At 44.1% G+C, this 26,082-nt stretch carries 22 protein-coding genes; 12 read left to right on the top strand and 10 right to left on the bottom strand.

Translation table 11 applies throughout. The annotated features are described in order from the left end of the window. Window positions 1-446: 446 nt before the first annotated feature. Window positions 447-1,310: a universal stress protein gene (locus B2866_RS13190; protein WP_296195176.1), complete on the top strand. Its 864-nt coding sequence runs from the start codon at window positions 447-449 to the stop codon at window positions 1,308-1,310. Between the two features lie 48 nt (window positions 1,311-1,358). Here B2866_RS13190 and B2866_RS13185 read toward each other — a convergent pair whose 3' ends face one another. Both B2866_RS13185 and B2866_RS13180 read right to left on the bottom strand, forming a co-directional pair. After that, window positions 1,359-2,900 carry a sensor histidine kinase gene (locus tag B2866_RS13185; protein WP_296195173.1) on the bottom strand — a complete coding sequence of 514 codons (1,542 nt, stop codon included), beginning with the start codon at window positions 2,898-2,900 and terminating at the stop codon, window positions 1,359-1,361. A gap of 17 nt (window positions 2,901-2,917) precedes the next feature. Further along, on the bottom strand, window positions 2,918-3,631 hold the full coding sequence (locus B2866_RS13180) for a response regulator transcription factor (protein WP_296195171.1): 714 nt from the start codon (window positions 3,629-3,631) through the stop codon (window positions 2,918-2,920). Between the two features lie 294 nt (window positions 3,632-3,925). Between B2866_RS13180 and B2866_RS13175 the strand changes: the two genes are divergently transcribed. From B2866_RS13175 to cysE, 8 genes are all read left to right on the top strand, one after another. Further along, window positions 3,926-4,465, top strand: a complete 540-nt coding sequence (locus tag B2866_RS13175) for a Spy/CpxP family protein refolding chaperone (RefSeq protein WP_296195167.1) — start codon at window positions 3,926-3,928, stop codon at window positions 4,463-4,465. 402 nt (window positions 4,466-4,867) lie between these two features. Beyond that, on the top strand, window positions 4,868-6,832 hold the full coding sequence (gene ggt / locus B2866_RS13170; protein ID WP_296195163.1) for a gamma-glutamyltransferase: 1,965 nt from the start codon (window positions 4,868-4,870) through the stop codon (window positions 6,830-6,832). Between the two features lie 140 nt (window positions 6,833-6,972). Beyond that, the gene (locus tag B2866_RS13280; protein ID WP_409520848.1) at window positions 6,973-7,422 is read left to right on the top strand and encodes a DUF4236 domain-containing protein; all 450 of its coding nucleotides are present in this window, start codon (window positions 6,973-6,975) and stop codon (window positions 7,420-7,422) included. A gap of 258 nt (window positions 7,423-7,680) precedes the next feature. Continuing rightward, window positions 7,681-11,397: a DNA polymerase III subunit alpha gene (dnaE, locus tag B2866_RS13160; RefSeq protein WP_296195160.1), complete on the top strand. Its 3,717-nt coding sequence runs from the start codon at window positions 7,681-7,683 to the stop codon at window positions 11,395-11,397. A 57-nt stretch (window positions 11,398-11,454) separates the two neighbouring features. After that, on the top strand, window positions 11,455-11,832 hold the full coding sequence (locus B2866_RS13155; protein WP_296195158.1) for an Hpt domain-containing protein: 378 nt from the start codon (window positions 11,455-11,457) through the stop codon (window positions 11,830-11,832). Between the two features lie 98 nt (window positions 11,833-11,930). Further along, complete coding sequence (locus B2866_RS13150) at window positions 11,931-12,728, top strand: RNA methyltransferase (RefSeq protein WP_296195206.1); 798 nt, start codon at window positions 11,931-11,933, stop codon at window positions 12,726-12,728. Window positions 12,729-12,894: 166 nt separating this feature from the next. Then, window positions 12,895-13,338, top strand: coding sequence for a YtoQ family protein (locus B2866_RS13145; RefSeq protein WP_296195155.1), 444 nt, complete (start codon window positions 12,895-12,897; stop codon window positions 13,336-13,338). A gap of 183 nt (window positions 13,339-13,521) precedes the next feature. Further along, complete coding sequence (gene cysE, locus B2866_RS13140) at window positions 13,522-14,394, top strand: serine O-acetyltransferase (RefSeq protein WP_409520849.1); 873 nt, start codon at window positions 13,522-13,524, stop codon at window positions 14,392-14,394. A 107-nt stretch (window positions 14,395-14,501) separates the two neighbouring features. On the opposite strand, the gene B2866_RS13135 is transcribed toward cysE, so the two are convergent. Beyond that, window positions 14,502-15,044, bottom strand: a complete 543-nt coding sequence (locus B2866_RS13135) for a DUF924 family protein (RefSeq protein ID WP_409520847.1) — start codon at window positions 15,042-15,044, stop codon at window positions 14,502-14,504. 163 nt (window positions 15,045-15,207) lie between these two features. On the opposite strand from B2866_RS13135, the gene B2866_RS13130 reads away from it, so the two are divergent. Beyond that, window positions 15,208-15,942, top strand: coding sequence for a glucose 1-dehydrogenase (locus B2866_RS13130; RefSeq protein WP_296195149.1), 735 nt, complete (start codon window positions 15,208-15,210; stop codon window positions 15,940-15,942). A 159-nt stretch (window positions 15,943-16,101) separates the two neighbouring features. Here the strand turns inward: B2866_RS13130 and B2866_RS13125 are convergent, their stop codons facing one another. The 6 genes from B2866_RS13125 to pheA all read right to left on the bottom strand — a co-directional run bounded on the left by B2866_RS13125 (window position 16,102) and on the right by pheA (window position 23,290). After that, the gene (locus B2866_RS13125) at window positions 16,102-16,650 is read right to left on the bottom strand and encodes a 2-amino-4-hydroxy-6-hydroxymethyldihydropteridine diphosphokinase (RefSeq protein ID WP_296195147.1); all 549 of its coding nucleotides are present in this window, start codon (window positions 16,648-16,650) and stop codon (window positions 16,102-16,104) included. Next, on the bottom strand, window positions 16,643-17,062 hold the full coding sequence (folB, locus tag B2866_RS13120; RefSeq protein WP_296195144.1) for a dihydroneopterin aldolase: 420 nt from the start codon (window positions 17,060-17,062) through the stop codon (window positions 16,643-16,645). The genes B2866_RS13125 and folB overlap by 8 nt, the downstream gene beginning before the upstream one ends. A 41-nt stretch (window positions 17,063-17,103) precedes the next feature. Continuing rightward, a complete protein-coding gene (gene rarD / locus B2866_RS13115; protein WP_296195141.1) occupies window positions 17,104-18,057 on the bottom strand; it encodes an EamA family transporter RarD in 954 nt (317 codons plus the stop codon). A 348-nt stretch (window positions 18,058-18,405) separates the two neighbouring features. Further along, window positions 18,406-20,730 (bottom strand): bifunctional prephenate dehydrogenase/3-phosphoshikimate 1-carboxyvinyltransferase, encoded by a 2,325-nt coding sequence (locus B2866_RS13110; RefSeq protein ID WP_296195202.1) that lies wholly within the window; start codon window positions 20,728-20,730, stop codon window positions 18,406-18,408. A 164-nt stretch (window positions 20,731-20,894) separates the two neighbouring features. Next, on the bottom strand, window positions 20,895-22,037 hold the full coding sequence (gene hisC / locus B2866_RS13105) for a histidinol-phosphate transaminase (RefSeq protein WP_296195138.1): 1,143 nt from the start codon (window positions 22,035-22,037) through the stop codon (window positions 20,895-20,897). Between the two features lie 71 nt (window positions 22,038-22,108). Further along, on the bottom strand, window positions 22,109-23,290 hold the full coding sequence (gene pheA / locus B2866_RS13100; RefSeq protein WP_296195135.1) for a prephenate dehydratase: 1,182 nt from the start codon (window positions 23,288-23,290) through the stop codon (window positions 22,109-22,111). A 399-nt stretch (window positions 23,291-23,689) separates the two neighbouring features. On the opposite strand from pheA, the gene B2866_RS13095 reads away from it, so the two are divergent. Continuing rightward, entirely contained in the window at window positions 23,690-24,631 is a 942-nt protein-coding gene (locus B2866_RS13095) for a transaldolase (RefSeq protein ID WP_296195133.1), read from the top strand. Window positions 24,632-24,782: 151 nt separating this feature from the next. Next, a complete protein-coding gene (locus B2866_RS13090) occupies window positions 24,783-25,298 on the top strand; it encodes a hypothetical protein (protein WP_296195130.1) in 516 nt (171 codons plus the stop codon). A gap of 94 nt (window positions 25,299-25,392) precedes the next feature. Here the strand turns inward: B2866_RS13090 and B2866_RS13085 are convergent, their stop codons facing one another. Then, window positions 25,393-25,968, bottom strand: coding sequence for an adenine phosphoribosyltransferase (locus tag B2866_RS13085; protein ID WP_296195127.1), 576 nt, complete (start codon window positions 25,966-25,968; stop codon window positions 25,393-25,395). Window positions 25,969-26,082: the final 114 nt, after the last annotated feature.

The raw sequence follows: 26,082 nt of genomic DNA, 5'->3' as shown, positions 1-26,082 counted from the left end.
TTTTTATTTTGAACTGACTATAAGTGATAATCCCTAAAAGGTAGTGTTTCTATTAAACGAATCATAGCGATACTCATAAATATAAATTTACTTATGTTAATAATGGTATAGCTATTAATTATATATTAATAAAAATTACCACTTGACTTTTAAATAACAATTTCGATTTAAGACCTCTAGAAAATAAACGTGTTTTTAGATAAAGTCGTATTTTATATCAGCTATACATCCTCCTATTTATTATAAACCATATTGCATAAATGCTATATTGATGAAATATTGTTCTATAATTAAAGAAAAATTATATTTATAAAAAAGCATGTAAAGCTCAACGCTTAATGTTGCTACGACTATATTTAAGGTAAGATAATAACCCATGCTAGGTTGTTCTCAATTCGATCAAAAGTAGGTTTATCAAAAGTTAAATGCAAAACTAAGGACAGATTATGATAACGGAAGAGCACGTTTTGGCTTGTATTGATGGTTCAGCGGTGACTGGCTCAGTCTGTGATTATGCCGCGTGGTACGCCAGCAAGCTGGATATTCCGGTGGCATTATTGCACGTAAGCGACGTAGCAGCTTCGGTCAGACGCGATCTATCTGGCGCCATTGGCATTAACAGTCGCCAGTTTTTGCTTGATGAGTTATCTGAACTCGATGAGCAAAGGGCACAAGTAGTCAACAACTACAGCAATGCCTTAGTACAAGATGCAAAAAGTCATATACAAAACGGCTTTAAAGACATGAATGTTTGCATTTATCAACGCCGCGGTAAGCTGCTGCCAGCGATTGAGCATTTTCAGGAAAAAAATCGCGCCATCGTCATGGGACGCCGCGGTGAAGACCATAAAAACAGTCGCATCAATATTGGCAGCCAAATCGAAACGGTTGCCCGCGCCTCTACCATACCAGTATTGATTTGTTCAGAAAAATTTAAAGAGCCGCAGTCGTATATGGTGGCGTTTGATGGCAGTAAAACGGCGATAAATGCCATACACATGCTTGCAAAGAGCAACCTATTAAAAGGTCTACAAGGTCATATCGTCATGGTCGGCCATCATAATGAAGCCTCTAAAAAAAGCCTTAGTGACGCGGCGGCATACTTAAAGGCAGCGGGTTTTAGCATTGATACCCATCAGCTATCAGAACTTGATGCGGTTGAGGGGTTACTTAGTTTCCAATTTAAAAATAATATCGATATCATCGTCGTTGGCGCTTATGGGCGCTCTAAGCTTCAGCATTTATTTTTGGGCAGTACTACAACAGAAATTATTGCCAGCACTTTATCGCCTGTTATTTTGGTACGCTAGTTTCTCCTAATTCTATAATTTTAAAGGTATAATAAATATTGTTTACTTTTATTGAATAGGCAGTACTATCTGTATCTCTAGCCCTTCATCATCTTGGCGATTATGGACATTAATTTGACCTTTGTGAGCCATAACAACGGCATGAACGATGGCCAATCCCAACCCATAGCCACCTGTTTCCCTGTGGCGGGCACTATCAAGGCGTACAAAAGGCTGAAAAATACGTTCTACATCTTTTTCTGCTACCCCGCCGCCCTCGTCTGTTATGCTAATTTGAATGGCATCTCTTTTATTATCGAGCCTTACTTTTGTGACTTCAGCAGTAACGGTCGAATCTGCAGGAGTGTGCATAAAAGCATTACGAATAATATTTTCAAGCGCGCTATGCAACTGTTCTTGATTGCCCATCACAGTCAAAGACGCACCAGATGATGACGATAATAAAACATCGGGCGGCGTCCACTGCCAGCGCACATTTTTATGTTGAAACTCAAAACAGACGTCTTTGCCAATTTCAGTGATGAGTTCAACAATATTTACGGCATCATTTTCTAAATTATCGATGGTATATTGCTGCATTTGTAGCGACTGAATATGAATAATTTGCTCAATCAGCTCATTCATACGTGCCGATTCTTTATCGATACGGTCAAGGTAGCGGCTGGCATTGGGCGCAAAGTCACGCGTCAGTTCAGTAGCCACATCAAGACGCGCCAGTGGCGAGCGCAGCTCATGCGAGATATCACTTAACATCTGCTTGCGTGCCAGCTCACTCTCTGCCAAGCGCGTTGATAATTGAGCAACATCTTTTGCCAATAGTCCTAGCTCGTCAGAGCCCATCTCTGATAAATGGGGATTGGGTTGATAGTCGCCATCGATCATACGGTGCACGGTATCTTGCACCTGACCGATGCGCCGAGTCAGCGTACGACTGAGCCAAAAGCAGACCAAAGTACTAAAGAGGATAATCAGCAGCAAACGCACCGTGAAATTACCGCGTTGTAGCTCTAAAACGTCGGCAAAACGTAAATGCGGGCGCAATTGTATGATGGCCGTTTGGCCGTCCGGCAAATCTACGGTTAAATCTGCCAGCTCTGGGCGATTATCAGGGTCAAAAATCACTTCTCTATTCGGCATCGCTGGATGCAGAATTTCATTAATAAAAGAAGGCTTTTCATAGGCGCTGTCATTTTTATTATTATGCGCTCTACGATTGTCAGACATAGCCTGTGATGGCAAGTCACGCTCCACTTCCTGACCGTTTGTTTGACGCTCTTCCCTATAACGATAACGCGGAAAAATAATAGCGCCCTGCTCATCGTAAATTCTAATTTGACTCATCACCCGTCGGTCTTGCCGGTACAGCTGTCTGACTGCCAATAAATCACCCGCTTGTAGTGCCGCAACCACTTCTTGACGCTTGAGTAAAAGACTGTCAATTTGCACGTCCATCCGAGCGCTGAGCTCTTTACCATTAAGCCAACGTTCTACCATAACAGAGATAATAGAGGTGATGAGTACAGTCAATAATAGACTGAGAAATAGCCGCCAAAATAGTGTCATTCTTGGCTTAAATGTAGAAGTAGGCATCGATGAGTCCGTCATTACTACAGCACCAACTGATAGCCTTTACCACGAATCGCCTTGATAGACTCATCATGAAAAGGTTGAAGTTTTTTACGCAGGCGAGATACATGTACATCAAGGCTGCGATCGAACGGCTGCAGTTCACGCTGTAAGACATTTTGTGACAGCCATGCTTTACTTACCACCTCGCCTTTTTGTTTAAGTAGCGCCAACAATAAATCGAACTCCGTACCAGTCACTTGTAGCTCAATGCCATCTATTTGACAGATACGCTGATTTTGGTCCAAATGCAGGCGACTCTCTGGCAAAGGGGTATGTTCTGAGGTGGCTGCACCCGATGCGGTGATACGGCTACGTTTAATCACCGCGTTAATACGTGCCAGCAGCTCACGTGGGTTACAAGGCTTGGTAATATAGTCATCTGCGCCAAGCTCCAGCCCAATAATACGATCAATCTCCTCACCTTTTGCTGTCAACATAATGACGGGAATATCGTTAATCGCTGGCAGCTGACGCAGGACACTGAGCCCATCTATTTTTGGCATCATAATATCGAGCACCAATAAATCATAAGGCGCACTATCATTCATGGCTGATTTTAAGCGTTCGATGACCGCCTCGCCATCATAAACACAGTCACTTTGGATGCCATGATTATGCAAATACTCTTGCAGCAGTTGGGTCAACTCTTCATCATCATCACCCAATAAAATATTTGGCATCGTCATCGTCATCCTCCTCTCCTTTCTACTTTATTGCCGTTCAGTCAAATGATTCCAAGCATGCCATAGTATGGCTGATATTATCAGGCAAGCGCCTATCAATGCGCCACAAACGTTACCTTTCTTAATATTTCATAAATGTTCGCAACTTCTAGCTGTCGTATGATAGGGACTATCAGTAACAAGCACTGACGGCAAGTAATGGTTAATAGTGGCTATCCGGGACACTTGATAATCATTACTTCTCAGATAAAAAACCTCTTTTCGTAATAATTAACGTTTGCACCATAATTTAAGGTAATGATAATGAAAAAATTATTGATAGGCTCAGTACTCGCGATATCTAGCGTCTTAACGGTTACGGGCTGTACCAGTGTCAACGCCACCACCGATACGACGTCAGCAACGCCAACAACGACCAACATGCAAAAGCAGCATAAAGCTGGCATGAAAGACGGCATGCATAAAGGTGGCATGAGAGGCCCTATGTCGCAGTTGGATTTGACAGCGACGCAGCAAGCACAAATCAAAGCCATTATGCAAGAAAAATATAGTGGCAACAAAAAAGATCGTAGCAAATATCAAGCAGAACGCGCGCAAATGCAACAACAAATGCAAGCGTTGACCAATGCCAAAACCTTAGATGCCGCAGCAGTTAACCGCCTAGCCGATCAACAAGCGGCAAAGACCAAGCAGCGCTTTATTGAACGCGTACAAACCGAGCATGCTATCTCGCAAGTACTGACCTCTGAACAACGTCAAAAAATGGCACAATTAAAATCAGAAAGAAAAGCAAAAGGTCATCATGGTTCAAAAAACCGTCAGATGCATAACCAAGCGCAGTAAGATATAGTAGAATTACTTTAAAATCGATACAGTGCGACTGGGATGAATTTTTCGTAGCCTCTGTGATAACAGCAAGCAAGGAAAATTTATACCAGTCGCACATAGCTATAACGTATCGCTTTTATTTTGAACTGACTATATAAGCCATGGAATTAAAAAGCATTAGTTAGATAAAGTAAGAACATTTAAAAAAGCGCATCGGTTAGCCGGTGCGCTTTTTTTTGGCTCTTTTTTCATCTCTCAAACTTCCAAAGCTTAACTACCTTATAACGGGCTTCTTTATCTGAAAACAAAAATAGTAAAGCCCTTTCTACTACTGGCAATATTCGTTACTATTTAAGCTTATTGATTCACCTCTCTTTTTAGCTCAATTTTTTTCACCCTCGTAAAAAGGACTTTGCGATGTCAACTTTGTTTTCTCATTCTCATAGCACCCAAACGCTCACCCATAAAAAACTAAAATCTGCTGCGCTGATTATCACTAGTACGCTATTGCTAACGGTCTCTGCTCACGCCGCAGAAACAAAACCTACGACCGCAAAAAATACCGCCAATCCAACCTCGATTAACATCAGTGCGATTAATTTAGCGATTATGGCTGATAATCCGACTGTATTGTCCGAAACTCAGCGCATTACAAAATCGAAATCCTCTGCCCTAGCGCCCAAGACCGCCACAGGGACAGCCGTCGTTAGTGGCAAGACAGCCAAAACCGACCAAGCTATCTACTCAGCTGACGCCATTCATCACCCTGTTTGGGCAAAGCACGGCATGGTCGCCACCCAAGAAGCCCTCGCCTCTGATATCGGCTTAAAGATTTTAAAAGATGGCGGTAATGCCGTTGATGCCGCTGTCGCCGTTGGCTTTGCGTTAGCCGTAACGTTGCCGCGTGCGGGCAACATCGGCGGTGGCGGTTTTATGATGGTCTATGATGCCAAGCAAGGCAAAACGGTGGCGCTCGATTATCGCGAAAAAGCGCCCAGTAGCGCCTCGCGTGATATGTATCTTGATCGCGATGGCAATGCCGTTAGTGATTTATCCCGTTATCATGGCTTGGCGGTTGGCGTGCCAGGTACGGTGGCAGGCTTACTAAAAGCCTTAGAAGATCATGGCACCATGAGTCGCGGGCAAGTCATGGCACCAGCAATTGCACTGGCTGAAAACGGTATTGAAGTCACTGCGGGTTTGTCCGAATCGCTAGAAGCGTTAAGTGACCGTCTACAAAAATGGCCAAGTACCAAAAAGATATTTTTTAAACCAGACGGCAGTGCCTATCAGCCGGGTGAGCTACTACGTCAACCGGAGCTGGCAAAGTCCCTTAAACTGATTGCGGCAAAAGGTGCTGATGGATTTTATAAAGGCGAAACCGCGCGTAAATTGGTCAAAGCCGTCAATGAAGCGGGCGGTAATATGAGCTTGCAAGACTTAGCCAACTATCAAGCCATTGCTCGCGTACCCGTTAAAGGCGATTATCGTGGTTATGAGATTGTCTCCATGCCGCCGCCGTCTTCTGGTGGTATCCATATCGTGCAGATTTTAAATATCTTAGAAGGCTATCCGCTAAAAGACTACGGTCAAAACAGCGCGCAAACCATTCATTTGATGAGCGAGGCCATGCAATTGGCTTATGCCGATCGCGCAGAATATTTAGGAGATGCTGACTTTATTGATGTGCCTGCCAGCGGTTTAACCTCGCAGCCTTATGCCGATAAACTACGTGCATTAATTAATCCCAATAAAGCCACGCCAGCGGCAACGATCAAGGCGAATAACCCCTTACCATACGAGAGCGATCAAACCACACACTTCTCTATCGTCGATAAAGATGGCAATGCGGTAGCCAATACTTATACGCTGAATTTTTCTTATGGCACGGGACTTGTCGCTGAAGGTACAGGGATATTACTCAATAATGAGATGGATGATTTTTCTGCCAAACCCGGCGTGCCCAATGGTTATGGCTTAATCGGTGGCGATGCCAACGCAGTTGAGGCCAATAAACGCCCGTTGTCGTCAATGAGCCCGACGCTGGTATTCAAAGACAGCAAACCTTATATCGTTACCGGCAGCCCAGGTGGTAGCCGCATTATTACTACCGTCACGCAAGTCATCTCCAACGTCATTGATCATGATATGAATATTGCCGAAGCCACCCATGCACCGCGTATCCATGACCAATGGCTGCCCGATGAGATTCGTATCGAAAAAGCTTTAAATGTTGATACGATTAAAAAACTCGAGTCGATGGGACATAAAGTTAGCCCGCAGTCAGCCATGGGTTCAACCCAGTCGATTATGATTACCCCAAATGGCGTTTACGGTTCTTCTGACCCGCGTATTGTCGATGCCGCGGTGGTCGGATATTAATAGCAAAAGTAGTGATATTAAAAATATTAAATTCAAATAGTAGCGCCTTCCATCCTTTATAGTGTGGAGGGCATTTTTGATGCTAAGTTTAGTGCTAAGATAGTTCAATAACATATAACAAGTAAAGGAAATTGGTAATAATGGGCTTTCGATTTAGAAAAAGCATTAAACTAGCGCCCGGTGTACGTATTAATCTGACCAAACAAGGCGTATCTAGCGTCTCCGTTGGTAAACGCGGTGCTATGGTTAATGTTGGTAAAAAAGGCACGCGTGGCACAGTCGGTATCTCTGGTAGTGGACTGTCGTACTCTTCCTATAAACCACATAATAAAGCCACGCCTAGAACCCAGCGCATAGCTCAACAAAAACCAACACAACATAGCAATCCTGCTTCCACTCTTTTACCCACCCCTTCGCTGCAGGGTATGAATGCCACTCAAAGACCAGTCAGTATCTTACTTGGTATTGGCATTTTCTTATTTCCCATTATTTTTTCATGGTTTACGCTCAAGCAAGGCTATTCAACAGTCAGCCGCGTTATCAGCATGCTATGGATGATGATTTATATTATTTCATACCTTAAAGCGTGATTATTTACCATAAAAACCTACTTATCACATTGATTTCATAGTTATAAAAATCATTTTTTTCATGATTTCATTCAGACCGTTACGTTTGAATCGGTGGCTGTCAGCGCCAAATAATGCTATTATTGACGACCAGCTTTAAAAGCTCAAGACATCACTTTTTGCGTCCTATCACTTCTTGAAAAACCATAACGTATTGATAATAAAAAATTTATTATCATACAGCTTATTCCCTTTTGATTGCACCAGTAAGAGTCTTCTATGGCATTTGTACACCTTGGCATCCACAGCGAATATTCCATTACCGATTCTATCGTGCGTATCAAACCGCTAATTAAAGCGGCAGCGGCAGATAATCAGAGCGCGCTAGCATTGACTGATTTATCCAACCTTTATGCGACGGTGAAATTTTATCGTGCCTGCTTAGGCGCGGGTATCAAGCCTATTATCGGCAGTGAAATCATTATGGATAATGAGGACACGCGCTTGGTGCTACTGGCGATGGACAATGAGGGTTATCAAAATATCACCCGTATCGTCTCGCTTGGCTTTACCGAAGGGCGCGCCGATGCTGCCAATCATGGGGTACCAGTCATTGAGCGTCGCCATATTTTAGAGCACGCAGCTGGCGTCATTGTTTTATTTACCGAAAAATCCGATGTCGGTCAGGCATTGGTGAGTTCCATGCCAGAAAAAGCTGACGAGCTGCTGACAGAATGGCAAGCACAGTTTGATGATCGCTTATATTTCGCTATCAAGCGCACCAATCGCTCGGGCGAAGATGCTTTTATAAAAGCCGCTATTCATGCCGGTGCTAAGCATCGTATTCCTATTATTGCTCATAATGACGTGCGTTTCTTAGAGCAAGATGATTTTGACGCTCACGAAGCGCGCGTTTGTATTGCAGGCTCATATGTCCTTGCCGACCCTAATCGTCCACGGCTGTATTCAGATGAGCAATATTTAAAAACCCAGCAGGAAATGACGGCGCTGTTTGCCGATATTCCGCAGGTTATTGCTAACACTTTACGCTTAGCCACGCGCTGTAATGTGACTTTAACCCTTGGCATTAATGTCCTGCCTGAGTTTCCTGTACCCGAAGGCGAAACGATTGAATCGTTTTTCCGCGCCGAATCAAAGCGCGGCCTTGATAGGCGTCTTGACAGGCTGTTTCCTGTTGCCGAGCGCTCGGATAATTGGCAGGAGTTTCGCCAAAAGTACGATGAGCGCTTAGAGTATGAGCTTGAAGTTATCTTGTCTATGGGCTTCCCTGGTTACTTCTTAATCGTCATGGACTTTATCCGCTGGGCAAAAGCCAATGGCGTACCGGTTGGACCGGGTCGTGGTTCTGGTGCCGGCTCTTTGGTCGCTTATGCGCTCAATATTACTGACCTCGACCCGATTCATTACGACTTACTCTTTGAGCGCTTCTTAAACCCCGAACGTGTCTCCATGCCCGATTTCGATATTGATTTTTGTATCGAAGGTCGTGACCGCGTGATTGATTATGTGGCACAAACCTATGGCCGTGAAGCGGTTTCGCAGATTATTACCTTTGGTACCATGGCGGCAAAAGCGGTGGTACGAGACGTGGCGCGCGTACAAAGCAAATCATACTTTTTGGCCAATAAAATCTCCAAACTTATCCCAAAAACCCCAGGAATTACGCTTAGCCAAGCGCTCGAGCAAGAACCTCAGCTAAAAGACTTAATCTCCAATCCTGATAATATGGACTATGAAGATGCCATTGAGATTTGGGAGATGGCCATTAAGCTCGAAGGCGTCTGCCGAAACGTCGGTAAACATGCCGGTGGTGTACTCATCGCCCCGCATAAGATCACTGACTTTAGTGCCATTTATTGTGATGACGAAGGTCACCGCGTTAGTCAGTTTGATAAAGACGACGTCGAAGCCGTTGGGCTGGTCAAGTTTGACTTTTTGGGTCTACGTAACTTAACGGTGATTAACGCCGCGGTAGAAAATATCAACCTACGCCGCGCACGCGAGGGCAAAGAAGCCCTAGTGTTAGAGGACTTGCCTTTAGATGATAAAAAAGCCTATAAGCTGCTGCAAGAAGCCAAAACCACGGCCGTCTTTCAGTTAGAAAGTATGGGTATGAAAAAATATCTGGCCAAATTACAACCAACCAATATTGAAGATGTCATCGCCATGTGTGCACTCTATCGTCCGGGTCCGCTTGATGCAGGCATGGTTGAGATGTATATCGACCGTAAGCATGGCCGCGAAGAAGTCATCTATGACCATCCTAACCTTGAGCCAATTTTAGAAAACACCAACGGCGTTATTGTCTATCAAGAACAGGTGATGCAAATCTCGCAGGTTATGGCAGGCTATAGCTTGGGCGGCGCGGATATGCTACGCCGCGCGATGGGTAAGAAAAAACCTGAAGAGATGGCCAAACAGCGCGATATTTTTGTCACTGGTGCGACTGCGCAAGGTATTGACGAAGCGACGTCAGGCGGCGTCTTTGACTTGATGGAGAAATTCGCCGGTTACGGTTTTAACCGTTCGCATTCTGCCGCTTATGGCGTCCTTGCTTATCAGACTGCTTATTTAAAGCAGTACTACCCTGCCGAATTTATGGCAGCCGTCTTAACGTCCGATATGAACAACACCGATAACGTGGTGTTCTTTATCAATGACTGCCGTGAAAACTTCGGTTTGACGGTCGTTAATCCATCGGTAAACCGTAGTGAATGGCATTTTGTCGCCGATACGCCAACCAATATTATTTATGGCTTAGGTGCGATTAAAGGCGTTGGTGAAGGGGCGGTTGAATCTATCGTTGAGGCGCGCCGACGTGAAGGACCATTTAAAGATTTATACGACTTTTGCCGCCGCGTTGATATTAAAAAGGTCAATAAACGTACCCTTGAGGCATTAGTCAGTGCGGGCTGTTTTGATGATTTTGCCGCGACTTTACGACCAGACTTGCCAAGCGACGAAGCCTACGAGATTCGCGGGGCACTGATGAGTCAGTTGCCAAGCGCTGTGCAAGCCGCCGAGCAAGACCGCCAAAACAATGAGCTTGGCATGATGGACTTGTTCGGTGAAATGGATGGCGTGGTCGCAGCCCCGCCACTGGTTATGACGCCAGAGCTGATTTGGGGTGATAAACACCGCCTGAAAGCGGAAAAAAATACCTTAGGTCTCTATTTAACCGGACATCCTATCGATGAATATCGCGATGAGCTTAAACGTTATACCTCCGGCGCTCGCCTTGATAAGCTGGCAGACACGGGTTATAACGGTAGCTGCTACTTTGCGGGTTTGATTATTGATATTGCCAATTTCGGTACGCGTAACGTCATCACCTTAGATGATGGGACTTCACGTCTAGAAGTCAGTTGCTACGCCGAGCGCTTTAACCGTGTCAAAGAGCAGTTGAAGATTGACGAAGTGGTCGTCATTAAAGGCAGTATCCGTGAGCGTGACGGGCGCATTTTTGCCCGCCTTGATAATGCCATGAGTATGGTTGACGCACGCCTGCGTTGGATGAAAAAAATCAGCATTAAAGTTCACGGTAGCGATATTAATCTGCTCACGCGTATGCAGCCTTTGCTAAAATCCGCTCAATCAGGCCTCATACCAGCGCCGCGCTTGGCTTATAACGATGAGCAGGACGAGCAAGGTAATAATGGTGGCAGTGGTAACAGCGCTTATGACCCAGCGATGGGTGGCAGCTTATATGATGAAGATGGCAATGATTTATTAGCCTTAGAAAATGATATACATCAAGATGCACTTCAAAACGGCAGCTATGCTAATAATGCCCTTAGCAACACCGATGCTTCTATTAATGATAACTGCTTGCCGCTTGGGCTCAGCATTTATGAAGAATACGGTATTGCCAACGTCGGGTTATCTGAGCATTGGCGCATCTACCCTAACGATGACAATTTACAGCAATTAAAGAGCATGGTTAATGAAGACAACTTACATTTTCATTATAGCTAATACTTTGATAGTAGCTAACCTGAGCGCTTTAACTTTTAAAATATTGGACACATGATTATGACTGAACATCCTAACAATACAAATACGCAAACCAATGATGAGATTATTAATGACGAGCAATTTGATGATATGCGTGAGTTGTTAGAAGAGGACTTTGTCGATTTGATACAAGGATATTTTACCGACAGTCACGAGCGCATTGTCAAATTAAGACGCGCACAACTAGAAGGTGATAACGCCAACGGCTATGAGCTTGCTCATGCGCTAAAAGGTGCCAGTGCCAATTTGGGCGCAACTCAGTTAACTCGCCTTAGTAGTCAATTACAAGAAGCGTGCCGCGAGCGCCTTATTGGTGACCAAGCTGGGTTAATTGAAGACGTCGCAACAGCTTTACAACGAGTCGAACAAGAAATCAAACAAAGGCTGGGGCTGTAATGCGTAACGACTCTGCCTCATTATTAGTAAATACAAGCTCAGCAAATTCAACCGTCCGCCATACGGTGAACGATTATCTGTCTTGTTTACAAATCGTTATGGTAAATACCACTTTACCTGCCAATATCGGCTCAGCGGCGCGCGCCATGCACACCATGGGTCTATCGCGTCTGACTGTCGTTGACCCAAAGCTGCCCATTGATGAAACCAGTGTTTCGCACGCGGCAGGCGGTAGTGAATTATTAATGTCAGCCACCATAACGCCGACGTTAGAATCAGCGATAGCAGATTGCCAACTGGTATTTGCTGCCAGTAGCCGTAGCCGTCACATGCCGCGCCCTGTAGTGACGCCGACGCAAGCTGCCAAAATCATGTTTGACTTTATCGATAAGCAAACCGCTCTCGACGTAGCCGATAATAATGAGAGCGCGCAATCGAATAAAAAACCCAACATAGCCATCTTATTTGGGCGTGAAGACCGTGGCCTGACCAATGAAGAACTGGCGTACGCCGATTATCATATTCAAATCGATGCCAATCCTGCTTATCCCGTGCTAAATGTTGCCTCTGCCGTGCAAGTGATTGCCAGCTTTATCTTTGCTGATGCGCAAACCCATGCTCAAACAATTAATGACAGCGCAGATAATGTAAACGCCGTTCAGCCAACATTAGACGTGCATCTGCGTCAACAATGGGATGAGCCTGCCATTACTCAACAACAGCTGCAGCAGCTCGTTCAGCGTACCACTGATTTGATGGTTCAACGCGGCTTGGCAGACAGTGAACATTTAAAATCATTGCCAGCGCGACTGTCGCGTCTTGGCTCACGCGTTCAGCTGGATCAAAAAGAATATCAGTTATTAAGCGCACTGATTGCTAAGCTTGCAAAGGACTAGAGCTTATCATTTATAAGGTTTATTCCTTTGATTTTAAGGCATTGATTCTAAAGAATTGACTTTTGGCATTAGCAGCGGCAGTCTTACTGTTTTGCAAGTTCTATGTCTTAATAATGAATTTAACAATTAATTTAATAACTAATTTAATAATGACAAGGAGTTAACAATGAATTGGACGGTTTATTTATCTGGTGAAATACACAGTGACTGGCGCCAAAAAATTATGCAAGGTGCGAAAGAGCATGGTCTTGCCATTACCTTTACCTCAGCGGTGACTGACCATGAAGCCAGCGACGCGGCTGGTGATATGTTGGGCAAAAATGACAATGGATTCTGGCGCGACCATCAGTCATCAAAGGTGAATGCCATTCGTACCAAAAATATGATCCAAAAATGTGATATCGCTATCATTCGCTTTGGTGATAAATACAAACAATGGAACGCCGCCTTTGACGCCGGCTATTGCGCTGCATTGGGCAAACCTTATATCACCTTACATACCGAAGATATTATTCATCCGCTAAAAGAAGTGGATGCAGCAGCAATGGCATGGGCGCAGACACCTGAGCAGGTTGTAGAGCTGCTAAAATACGTGACCAGTGACAGTTAAATGACATCCGCTTGTCACCGATAAATCGTCGGTGATGGGCATTTTGTCTATAAACCCTCTGTTTTAATTTATCACGCATTGCTATATTTTGTACGGCGAAACTGCTATAACTAAAGACATTGTCATTAAAAAATAGGACGCTTTATGCCATTGCCAACTTCCTTGTTCAAATCGCTTGCCAATATCAAAAAAGACCTAAAAGAAGATATTGAAGCGGTATTCAATCGCGACCCTGCTGCGCGTAATAGCCTAGAAGTCATTTTGACCTACCCTGGCATCCACGCCCTGATTTTGCATCGCGGCGCGCATTGTCTCTGGCATAATGAGCAAAAACTTGCCGCGCGCGTGATTTCTTATGGCTCGCGTATCATCACTGGCATTGAGATTCATCCTGCTGCCAAAATCGGTAAGCGCTTTTTTATTGACCATGGCGTCGGTGTAGTGATTGGCGAAACGGCAGAGATTGGCAACGATGTTACCCTTTATCACGGCGTCACTCTTGGTGGCGTGTCGTGGAATAATGGCAAACGTCATCCTACTTTAGAAGACGGTGTTATTGTCGGTGCCGGTGCCAAGGTATTAGGGCCATTTACGGTAGGTAAAGGGGCTAAAATTGGTTCGAACGCTGTGGTGGTCAAACCTGTACCCGCAGGTGCAACGATGGTTGGCAGTGCCGCCCGTATGATTTCAGACCATCATGATGAAAAAGGCAATCCTATTATTACCAAGGTACAGGACGCTAAGCAACAAGAAAAAGCGGCGCAAGCAGGCACAACTGATGACCATCAGGACAAAGGTGCCGCTTCTAGCACTACCCGTGCAACAGCGTTTCAGGCTTATGGCATTGATCCTTCATCGCAAGATCCCGTTGCTGAAGCGTTTGCTAAAATGCTTGAGCACATTCAGCAATCAGAAAATCGACTCGATCAACTGCAAGCCGCTATGTGCAAAATAGATCCAGATTTTTGCAAAAAAGAATATGATAAATTGTGCTTAGAAGATTTGGATGTTATCGGCCGTGCTGATATGGCAGCAGCCGGCACTGAGCAAAAGTAAGCTGCTAGCTACCTTCGATACTGTATAAAAAGAGGCCATTGGCCTCTTTCTTATTTTAGCCCATTGAGAAATAGCGCTTTATCGACTAGCTATTTAACAAACAACTCTTATAAAAATGATGAGTCAGGCTGGGTCAAAAACTCTATTTCTTCGCTACTTGAAACCCGTCTTAAAATATCATTACGATGCGGATAACGACCAAAACGATCGATAATTACTTTATGTTTCAGCTCAGCATCCACGGTATCTGCATTGGTATAGCGCTTAAATAAATTTTCTGCTTGCTGATGAATCAGTTTTGACTCGCTGTGCATATAAGGCATTAATAAAAACTTACGTTCATCCATCGTTTCAAGCGCCTCTAATGCACCGGCAGCTACCGCCTCTTGCGCGAGCGCAAGACTCATACCATCTTGAGCAAAAGCTGCTGGCGTGTTACGGTAAATGTTGCGCGAAAACTGGTCTAAAATAATTATCTCAGCCAACCTACCCTCAACATTACATCGCCATTCGTATAGCTCTGACGCCGCTGCTTGCTCAAGCAAATCACTGTATCGCTCTATTAGTAATGTATCAAAATCCTCATCTTTTTCAAAAAACTTCTCACTACCCGCCTCATTAAAACAGAAATTTAATAGGTCTTTGTACATTATTTCCTCACTACATTATTTAAAAAAATCAGCCAAAATCATATTTAAAGCTATCATTTCAAAACATACAGCATTGACTCTTGGTTTCATAACAACTAAGGAGTATTTAGCGATTCTGTCGTATACTCTCTCATTATTCATAACTAAAAAAACAGGAAAACTCATGGCTCGTTTACAAGACAAAGTTATCATTATCACTGGTGCCGCCCAAGGCATGGGCGAAACTCATGCACGTTTATGTATGGCAGAAGGTGCCAAAGTGGTCTTGACCGATATTAATACTGATAAAGGCGATGCCTTGGCAAAAGAGCTTGGTGCTGATGCACTATTTATCAAACATGATGTTACTAGCGAGCAGGATTGGAAGCAAGTCGTTGGACAGACCGAAGCGCATTTTGGACGTGTTGACGTTTTGGTCAACAATGCAGGTATCACTACGCACAAATCCATTTTAGATACCTCGGTAGAAGAGTATCGTAAGATTCTAGAGATTAACCAAGTATCAGTCTTTTTAGGCATGAAAGCGGTTATTCCAACCATGAAAGCCGCCAATCAAGGCTCTATTATCAATATCTCCTCCATTAACGGTTTGGTTGGCGGTGCTATCGGTTATACCGATTCTAAATTTGCGGTACGCGGTATGACCAAAGCCGCAGCATTAGAGTGCGCACCTCATGGCATTCGCGTGAACTCCATTCACCCAGGCGTCATCGCTACACCAATGATTATGCAAGGCGACACCAAAGATGCAGTTGAAGCTTTTGCCAAAACCATTCCGATGCGACGTGTGGCACAGCCCGAAGAAGTCAGCGGCATGGTGCTATTTTTAGCATCAGATGAATCAAGCTACTCAACAGGTTCAGAATTTGTTATTGATGGTGGCTTGACGGCGCAGTAAGGATTTTTGCGCTAAACCATGTGAGTTAGATAAAAGCTGGGCATTTTGTCCAGTTTTTATTTTGAGATTTTTCAGAAATATAATAAACTATCGAATACCAAACATTCGATAGCTTTTACTTAACTCTTAATAACAGCTCAGCCACTGCATTTAACCTCTTTAAACCCCATTCGAAATTAACTCTTTAATCCCTGCTCTTTCATGCGCCTTAAATGGATAACGATCTGCCATGATTATCCATTGTTTTGGGCTTTTAGCTATTTCTTTAGATATTTTATTTTTGCTTAGGCTATTTTCTTTATCCTCTAATTTTATTAATAAAATATCAATATCCATAGTGACTATTTTTATAGAATGTTTTATTGATTCAGAGCAACGCTGTCTACCGCAATCACTTTCAAGTCTCTTAAAGCTTTGCTGCAACTGCTGCAAGGTCATGACAGATGTAAGGGTTAAATAAACGCATTGATTGATATAATCAGGTTTTGGTTGTTCCAAGGTCGCTGTAAAATCAGGATTTTGAAAAGCCGTTGAGAGCCGTATTTCTCCTAAAATGGTTAATTTTTCTCGGACAAATGGTAAGTGTTTTTCAGCTTGATAATTACTACCCAAAGCCAATAGCACCGCCGTCACAGACTGCATTTGCAGCTGTTCAGGTGTATACTGTTTTAAGTCTTCAAGATTCAAATTAGTCAGATTTTTATGCATTGTCAGATTGGCTATTGTCGTTTGCCACTGACTCAGTTGCTGCTACTTTAGCATAACGGGTGATCTGCACCCCGACCGCATCCGCTTGCTTGATAGCAGTGGGCTTGGCAACGCTTAATGTTATTTTATGACAGTTGTATTTTGCCAGTAGCTTATCGGCGATTTGACCAGCCAAATGCTCAAGCAACTTTGCTTTAATCGCTTGGCACCATTCGCTCACATCATCGCAGACCGCTTTGTAATTGAGCGCATCATTAACATCGTCTGACACAGCAGCTTTACTAATTTCCGTCTCAAGCGCTATGTCAATCAGGAGCGGCTGCGTAATAGCGCGCTCCCATGCATAAACACCAATCACCGCCTCTACTGTTAAGCCTTTGACAAATACCACATCAGATTCGGTATGAAACATGCACTTATCCTTATTTATTATGCTTTTATTTTAAAACGATTTTACGATAAAGCCTCTTCACGTAGGCGCGCAGCTTTTAATACTTTACTCGGTCTATGGCGCCACAAGTCAATGCTAAATAATAATAGCCCAAGCCAAATCAAACCAAATACCGCCAGGCGATGTAAATCAAAAGGCTCGTTATAATAAAATACCGCTAAGAAGAAAATAAATGTCGGGGTCAGATAATTCATAAAGCTTAGAATACTAAAAGCGACCATCTTAGTGGATTTATTAAATAGCAATAAGGGTATCAGCGTAATTGGACCTGCCAGCATCAGTAGCCAAATGTTGGAGGTGAACCAGAAACTTATCTGACTACTGACCACATCGGCTTGCCAAAACCACCATAAACAGATCGGTACTAACATGGTAGTTTCTACAAACATGGCATCGACTGCAGTCAACGGCGTTTGGCGCTGAATGGTGCCATAAGTACTAAAACTAAAGGCCAAAATCAGCGATATCCATGGCAGGCTACCAATCATAACGACTTGAATCAGCACCGATAATAGCGCAAAACCAATAGCAACCCATTGCAAAGGTCGCAGACGCTCTTTAAACAAAATCATCGAGAGTGCCACGCCAACCAACGGCCCGATAAAATAACCCAAACTGGCCTCAAGAATGCGGTCGTGGTTGACCGCCCATACATAAGTAAGCCAGTTGGTGGCAATAATCAAACCCGATATAAAAGAAAATGCTATCCATCTTGGGTTTTGCTTTAGTGTATCAATCCACTGCCAGCGCTTGGTCAGCACCAATACGATAAGCAAACAGGCAAAGGTCCATATAATGCGGTGGCCGATAATCTCGGTCGCATCATAAGCGGCGAGCTGCTTAAAGTATAACGGAAATGCACCCCAAATAAAGAACGCTGTTAGCGCGGTGGCAATACCGCGTCTGGTTGTTTGAATAGGAGCAACGGGTTTTTTGACAACATTTTGAGTGGTCATAAGACGATACAACTTTTTAGAGCAAAGCGCGCCCTTACCTATTTTTAAACCATTATAAAATGATAAAAGTAAGCGCGCAGGGTTACTATATATAAGGTAGAAAGTAAAAAGCAATGCGTTGATACTATCTAAGTATCAACACATTGCTCACGACAACAAAGTTAAAAACAACTTTGAAAATTTAAAAAATAATTTTAAAACGACTTTTATATAAAGGTTTATAAATAACCTTTTAGACTTTATTGAATCCCAACAGACATTACTTTAGGATTCAACACTGCAAAAACCAAAATTTCGAAAACCAATATTTTAAAAACAAATAATAAGGCTTATCATATTAATATGACATTAAGCCGCGCCATTATCGACCTTAATAGACATACCAATTTGATTGGCAAGTTCAGCAAACCCTGGGAAGCTGGTATTAACGGTTTCAACGCCTTCAATGGTAATCTGCTTCGATGCACGCAAGCTGGCAACCGCAAAACTCATGGCAATACGATGGTCATGATGCGAGGTGATATGCCCGCCACCAAAGACAGGTTGGCTGTTATTTACCTCATTGATGTCAGCATGGCTACCTTTACCTTCGATACCTTTGCCTTCAATAATTAGACCATCTTCAGTCACCGTGCAATCAATGCCTAGCGTTTGTAGACCGTCTGCCATCACGGCAATACGATCGGACTCTTTCACGCGCAATTCTTTCGCACCGGTCAACACCGTACGGCCTTGGGCACAGCTGGCAGCGATAAATAATACTGGGAACTCATCAATCGCTAAAGGTACTAAATACTCTGGAATCTCAATACCTTTTAGGCTTGAGCTGCGAATAGTGATATCTGCCACTGGCTCGCCGCCGACATGGGTTTCATTGCTTAGGCTGATATCCGCATTCATCAATTTTAAGATATCTATGATACCCGTACGCGTCGGATTAATACCCACTTGCGTAAGAGTCAGCTCACTACCTTGACTGATGGCTGCGGCTACCATAAAGAAAGCCGCTGATGAAATATCAGCAGGCACCGCAATATCACCGCCTGTAAGCGTGCCACCACCTTCGACGCTGACACGACTGCCATCAACTGTCACAGGATAACCAAAGGCTGAGAGCATACGTTCGGTATGATCACGGCTAACTTCAGGTTGAATGACCGTCGTCGTACCTTTTGCCCAAAGTCCAGCCAGCAACAAGCAAGACTTCACCTGCGCAGAGGCGACTGGCATATCATACTCTACCCCTTGTAGCGGCTCACCAATATTCGCACGACCAGTGATGCTCAGCGGTGCGGTACCATTATGACCAGTACTTTGAATGACAGCACCCATCTTACGTAACGGTGCTGCCACACGCTCCATCGGACGCTTGTTTAGACTGGTATCACCTGTTAATACACTATCAAATGACTGCGCCGCTAATATACCGGCAAGCAGGCGCATACTGGTGCCTGAGTTGCCCATATATAGTGGCGTTTTGCTTGGTTTTAGACCGTTCATACCGACGCCATGAATGGTCAATCTACCCTTATCAGGCCCTTCAATGCTCACGCCCATATCACGAAATGCTTGCAAGGTAGCTAGCGCATCTTCTCCTTCCAAAAACCCTGTGACGTTGGTCACACCTGTGGCAAGGCTACCAAGCATGATACTGCGATGCGAGATAGATTTATCACCAGGAATGGTAATGGTGCCAGAGACGGTATGGCTAGGAGTAATATTATAAGAAGCTGACATGGCAGAAGTATCCGTATAAGGGGTGCTGGCTAACATATGGCCAAAATGTCGCCGTGCGGCTTGCGCGCGGCCCAAAAGTCCCATGAGGGCGGTCGAATCTTTATCAATGATAAGCTGGCGCATATTCTGTAGATAAACGCCATACTCGTCAAGAGCGCTTATAATCGCGCTTTGGTTGGCAAAAAATATATCATGCCACATTTTAGGGTCGCTGGCGGCAATACGGCTAAAGTCGCGAAAACCGCCTGCGGCATAGCGAAACATATCTAGATTATCATCATGACTTGCCAGCTGTTCAACCAAATTAAACGCGAGCAGATGCGGCAGATGACTGGTATGTGCCAATATTGCGTCATGATGCTCGGCATCCATTGACATGACAGTCGCACCTATCGCTTCCCATAACTGACGCAGATTGGAAATCGCCCAAGGGTTTGTCGTTGGCAGCTCGCAAATAATCACGCTATGATTGACAAATAAATTGGCGCGCCTGGCATGATAGCCTGAATTTTCCGCACCAGCAATCGGATGCGCGGGTACAAAGCCCATTGGTAATGAGGTAAAGACCGTTTTTGCCGCCTTAATGATATTAACCTTGGTACTACAGACATCAGTAATGATGCAATCAGCAGCAAGCTGTCCGTTATCCATCGCGGTTTTGATATCGACAAACACAGCCTCTACCGCCTGTACCGGTACGGCGATGACAATTAAGTCACTGCCTGATACCACGTCACTTAATATAGTACTACCCGCATCTAGCAAACCATGTTGCATGGCTTCATCGATGCTTGGTGCATGTCTATCTACCGCCACCAAGCGCGCGCTTAAACCATGGTCTTTGATGCCTTGGGCAAGGCTCGCACCAATCAGCCCGAGACCGATAACACAGACTTGCTTAAATAACGGCGGCTGAGCATGGATAGAAGATTGCATATGATTGTTTTGATTACTTATCTTTTGATTGCTGGGGTTGTTTTGCTGGCGACTCACGGCGTTTCTCTTTCAACAAACCAGCATCAGTAGGCATAAAGCATGCTGATATTGGCGTCGTAAAATTGATTTATTTTTTGATTAAAATACGGATAACTACTCTTTTATTAATCTTCAGTCAATATTGAGCGCAAGGTATCAATGAGACGCATATTATCTTCTGCAACCCCTACCGTAATACGCAGCCAATTAGGCAAACCATAACCTTCTAATGGGCGTACTATCACGCCCTGCTCCAGCAATGCTTGATAAATGGCAGCCGCGGTTATGTCTTCCATCTCAACTTCTATTTCCACCATGATAAAGTTGGCATGCGACTTGATAAACCCTAACCCTAAGGCATCAAATTGCTTTTCTAACCAGCGCATTTGCTCTTGATTATTGAGTCTTGATTTTTCAATAAAACCTTGGTCAGCAAGCGCAGCATTGGCAGCAGCTAAAGCGACTCTACTAACGTTAAACGGCTGACGAATGCGATTGAGTAAATCGGCGACGGCGACTGAGCTTAGCGCATAACCAACACGCAAACCCGCCAGCCCATAGGCTTTTGAAAAGGTACGTACAATAACCACATTCTCAAATTCATCGAGCAGCGCTCTATTATTACTCTCAGGACTATATTCGATATAAGCTTCATCTAATACCACCAACACTGAGTTTGGCACACTAGCAACAAACGTACGTAACTCTTGCTGCGTAAGCTGCGTGCCTGTTGGGTTGTTAGGATTGGCGATAAAGACTATTTTGCTATTAGGGTTGTCCGCTACCGCCTGACTCATTGCTTTTAAATCATGACCAAAACGATTGGCTGGCACCTCTACACCGGTTGCTCCTTGCATTTTGGCCAGCATTGGATAAACGATAAAAGCATACTGACTATAAATAATTGCATCATCCATACCAGCAAAACTACGCGCTAAGATATCAAGCAAGTCATCAGAGCCGTTACCTAGAGTAATCTGGTCGACACCAACATCGTTAAAGTCAGCAAGTGCTTGTTTGAGATAATAACCATTGCCATCAGGATAACGTGCCAGCTGACCCAATTGCTCGGTGATCGCAAGTGTGACATGCGGTGAGCAGCCTAGTGGATTTTCATTACTAGCAAGCTTTACCACATCTGAGACACCATACTCGCGTGTCAACTCTTCAACCGGCTTTCCCGTCTGATAAGGCATTAGCTCTAAAATACTGTCATAGGCAGGCGCTAGCGGTGATAAATTTGACTCTGTCGACTGAGATGACTGCATGATTTATCCTTGATGTGATAAGGCATTTACTGTTAATGAATCCCTGTTAGAACCATTCTATTAAGCCAACTTTATAGCACGGCTTTTGGGTAAGAACCGAGGATACGCAAATCTTTGACCAATGGGCGGATATCAGCAATCGCTGCACTCACATTTGCATCTTCGATGTGGCCATCCATATCGATAAAGAACACATAAGCCCATTTATTTGGACGTTCAGGACGGGTTTCGATACTGGTCATCGACACGCCATGATAAGACAAGGGCTTTAAGATTTCGATTAATGCGCCTGCTTTATCATGCGCTGAAACCATGATTGAAGTTTTATCTTGACCCGATGGCGCAATCGCTTCGTGACCGATAATCAGAAAACGCGTGGTATTGCTAGGATTGTCTTCAATGTTTGAATACAGCTTATGTAAATCGTACTCTGCCGCCGCCACGTCACCGGCGATTGCCGCTGAATGCCATTCGTTTTTGAGACGGCGAGCTGCTTCACCATTGCTCGATACCGCCACACGCTCAACATTTGGGAAATTAACATCAAGCCAATGACGACACTGCGCCAAGGATTGCTGATGCGAGTAGATACGGCTTAGGCCATCGAGTTTGGTATGCTCAGCAACCAAAAAGTTCTGATGAATAGGTAGCTCAACTTCACCGATTATCTTTAAGCTAGAAGATAAGAAGCCATCTAAGGTATGGTTAACCACACCCTCTGACGAGTTTTCAACTGGTACCACACCATACATCGCCGTACCCGCTTCCACTTCACGAAACACATCAGTAATCGTGTTTAGCGGCACGGTATCGGCGGCTTTACCGAAGTGCTTTAAAGCGGCGGCGTGGGTAAAGGTACCAACAGGACCCAAAAACGCAATGCGCTGCGGTGCTTCCAAGTCAAGGCAGACTGACATGATTTCGCGGAACAAGCGTGCCATTTTCTCATCGGCGATGGGCCCGGTATTACGTTCCATTACCGCCTTTAACACTTGTGCTTCACGCTCAGGACGATAAAAAATAGGATTGGTTTTTTCGGCATCAGGGCTATTGGCAACGTGGTCTTTTTTTACCGTTGCTACTTGCTGCGCCAATTTGGCACGGTTATTAATTAGCGTTTGAATTTCGCAGTCAACTGCATCAATACTTTGGCGCAATGTGTTTAAAAACGCTTTGTCAGTTGCAGCCCCATCAACACTTGCAGGGGTTTGGTTTAGATTGTCTACATTTTGCTCTGGTGACTGCTCACTCATTACCGCCCATCCTTTTTCTAATATTATTGCTAAAGTTTATGACTGTTGTCTATTAGCTAGGTAACCTGCTTATTTTAATAATAAATGCTTGCTTAGTTCTCATGTTTAGCGAGCCAAACAGTGGATCGGCTCTACTATAGCAAAAACTATCGACAGTGCCCATTCGTAAATACGCGCAAATAAGCAATTTGCCATAAATCTTAGCACAGTTATGCATGATAAACGTTATACCCTATGAAACTATCAGGCTACAACCGACCAAATATATGATACAGTTTAAAGATAGTTATTAAATTTACCATACCGCCATGATAAATCGTTTTATAAATAAACATTATCATGGGCAACCGACTCAAATAAGAACATCAAAACGTTAATTGACCATATCAAGGATATCTGATGAGCGCATTACAACAGCTTCGCACCATGACCACTATTGTCGCTGATACGGGCGACCTTGCCGCCATTGCGCGTCTAAAACCCATCGATGCCACGACCAATCCAAGCCTTATTACTAAAGCACTCATTCATCCGGACAATGAGGCGCTGATGTCAGAAACCATGAGTCGCCATCGCGGTGACGTCGATGCGGTAATTGATGAATTAACTGTTCAAATTGGCTGTAATATTTTGGCATTGATTGAAGGCCGCGTTTCAACCGAAGTCGATGCACGCTTATCTTATGACACTCAAGCCACCATTGATAAAGCGCTCAGCTTTATGCAAGCCTATCAAAAAGCAGGTATTGATTCAGAACGTGTATTGATTAAGATGGCAGCAACCTGGCAAGGGATTGAAGCGGCGCGTTACCTTGAGACTCAGGGTATCCACTGTAACTTGACGCTATTATTCGGTCAGCATCAGGCGATTGCTTGTGCCGATGCGGGCGTGACCTTAATCTCCCCTTTTGTTGGGCGTATTTTAGATTGGCAAAAACGTCAGCAAAACCGCCAAAACGTCCCTGCTTCAGATGATATGGGTGTGCAATCGGTCAAGCTCATTTACCAATACTACAAACAGCATGGCTATAAAACCCAAGTGATGGGCGCAAGTTTCCGCTCAACTGAGCAAATATTGGCACTAGCAGGCTGTGATCTATTGACCATCGCGCCCAATCTTATAGATGAGCTGGCAGCGATGGAAGTTGAAGTGACGCGTCAACTATCACCAAGTATGTCAATGGATTTGGCCGACATGGCGAAAGTTAGCTTAACCCATGACGAGTTCAGTGCCGCTTATCAGCAAGATATCGTCACCCAAGACTTATTACCCAAGGGTATCGATGGCTTTATCGGTGCGCGTGATGAGCTTGCGAAAATGCTCGCGGCGATGCGAGATTAACTGCGATATTTATATATTTTATGCGTTTGCCTGCTAATCACGAGTGCTGAGATTGTCTCAGTATGAACCCCTTGTCATAAAAGTAATTTGCCTGCTTCTATCAAGTTGGCTATGATAAGCGACTTTATATAACAACAAGCAAGGCTCGATTATGAAACGGCTAGCAGTGATATTAGCAGGTAGTACGCTTGCAATGAGTGGCTATGCGGCAAACTGGTTAGAGGTCTCAAAAAGCCAAACTGGCTCTGTTTTTAGCTTAGATGTGGATTCGATCGAACGCTCAGACATTCATATTATTGATGAAAAAGAGGTCGAAAATATTACCGTCTCAATCCGTAGAACCTATCCTGCGCCAAAAAACGTAAAAGAAAATGCAGAGGCGAAAGAAAGTAAAGGTAGTAAAGACACCAAAGAAGCTAAAGAGAAACTGAAAGATAGTAAAGAAACCAGCATTCATCATAGCGACCAACAATGGCTTATCTCATGTAAGGATGCAAGCTATTATCGTCGCGCTTATGTCAACTATGCTGCTGACGATAAAGTGTTAAAATCTTGGCAATCCGATAAACCGATACTGACAACCAAAGACTTTAAGCTGACCAAACCAAAAACGATTAGCCGCTTGCTCGTCGAACAGGCGTGTAAAAGTTATCAGCAAGACAAGTAACGCAGGTCAAGACGAACCAACAAAGTACATGCCATTAAAAAGCGCGCTGAACTATTAATTCAGCGCGCTTTTTATTATGCTAAAACCCATTTCTCTAAGCTTTTAAAACCGTATAAACAGGTACAGGAAACTCGCCATGCAGAGCAACCAAATCTAACAATACCAAGGCGCCAACGACCGTATGCTGCGCCGATTTGCATAGCTCATAAGCAGTCATCAGCGTGCCGCCAGTAGCCAAGATATCGTCAACCAACAATACCCGCTCCGGCGGCAAATTATTTTGCATCTCAAGCGTGTCTTTGCCGTATTCTAATGCATAGGCTTTGTTAGCAACCGGCGGCGGCAGTTTACCGGGTTTACGTAGCAAGATCATGCCTTTACCTAAACGTCCCGCCAACAAACTGGCAAATACAAAACCACGTGCCTCCACCGCACCCAAGCAATCAACGTCATCAAGCAAACCGGTAGGCAAAGCCGCGAGCATCTCGTCAATCACCGCATTGATATGACTGCGTAGTAACGGCGTAATATCATAAAAATCAATGCCAACTTTTGGGAAGTCTGGTACTGTGCGAATGATTTGCCAAAATGGATGTTCAGTATTGAGCGTATTAGATGAATCGGTTGTAATATTAACTTTAGTTGATGTAACGGCGGCATTCGCGCTCATAGTAACCCTTAACTTTTAAGACTTAAATAATGATATGACGGTGGTAAACAAGGCATCAATCGCTAAAAATAGCGGCGAGAATTATAGCACAATCAGCTTTTTAGTGGCGGCAAA

This window comes from Psychrobacter sp. UBA3483 (genome assembly GCF_002377905.1).
Taxonomy (GTDB): Bacteria; Pseudomonadota; Gammaproteobacteria; order Pseudomonadales; family Moraxellaceae; genus Psychrobacter.
Note: the sequence above shows the minus strand (reverse complement) of the source record. Positions and strands in the feature narration are given on the sequence as shown.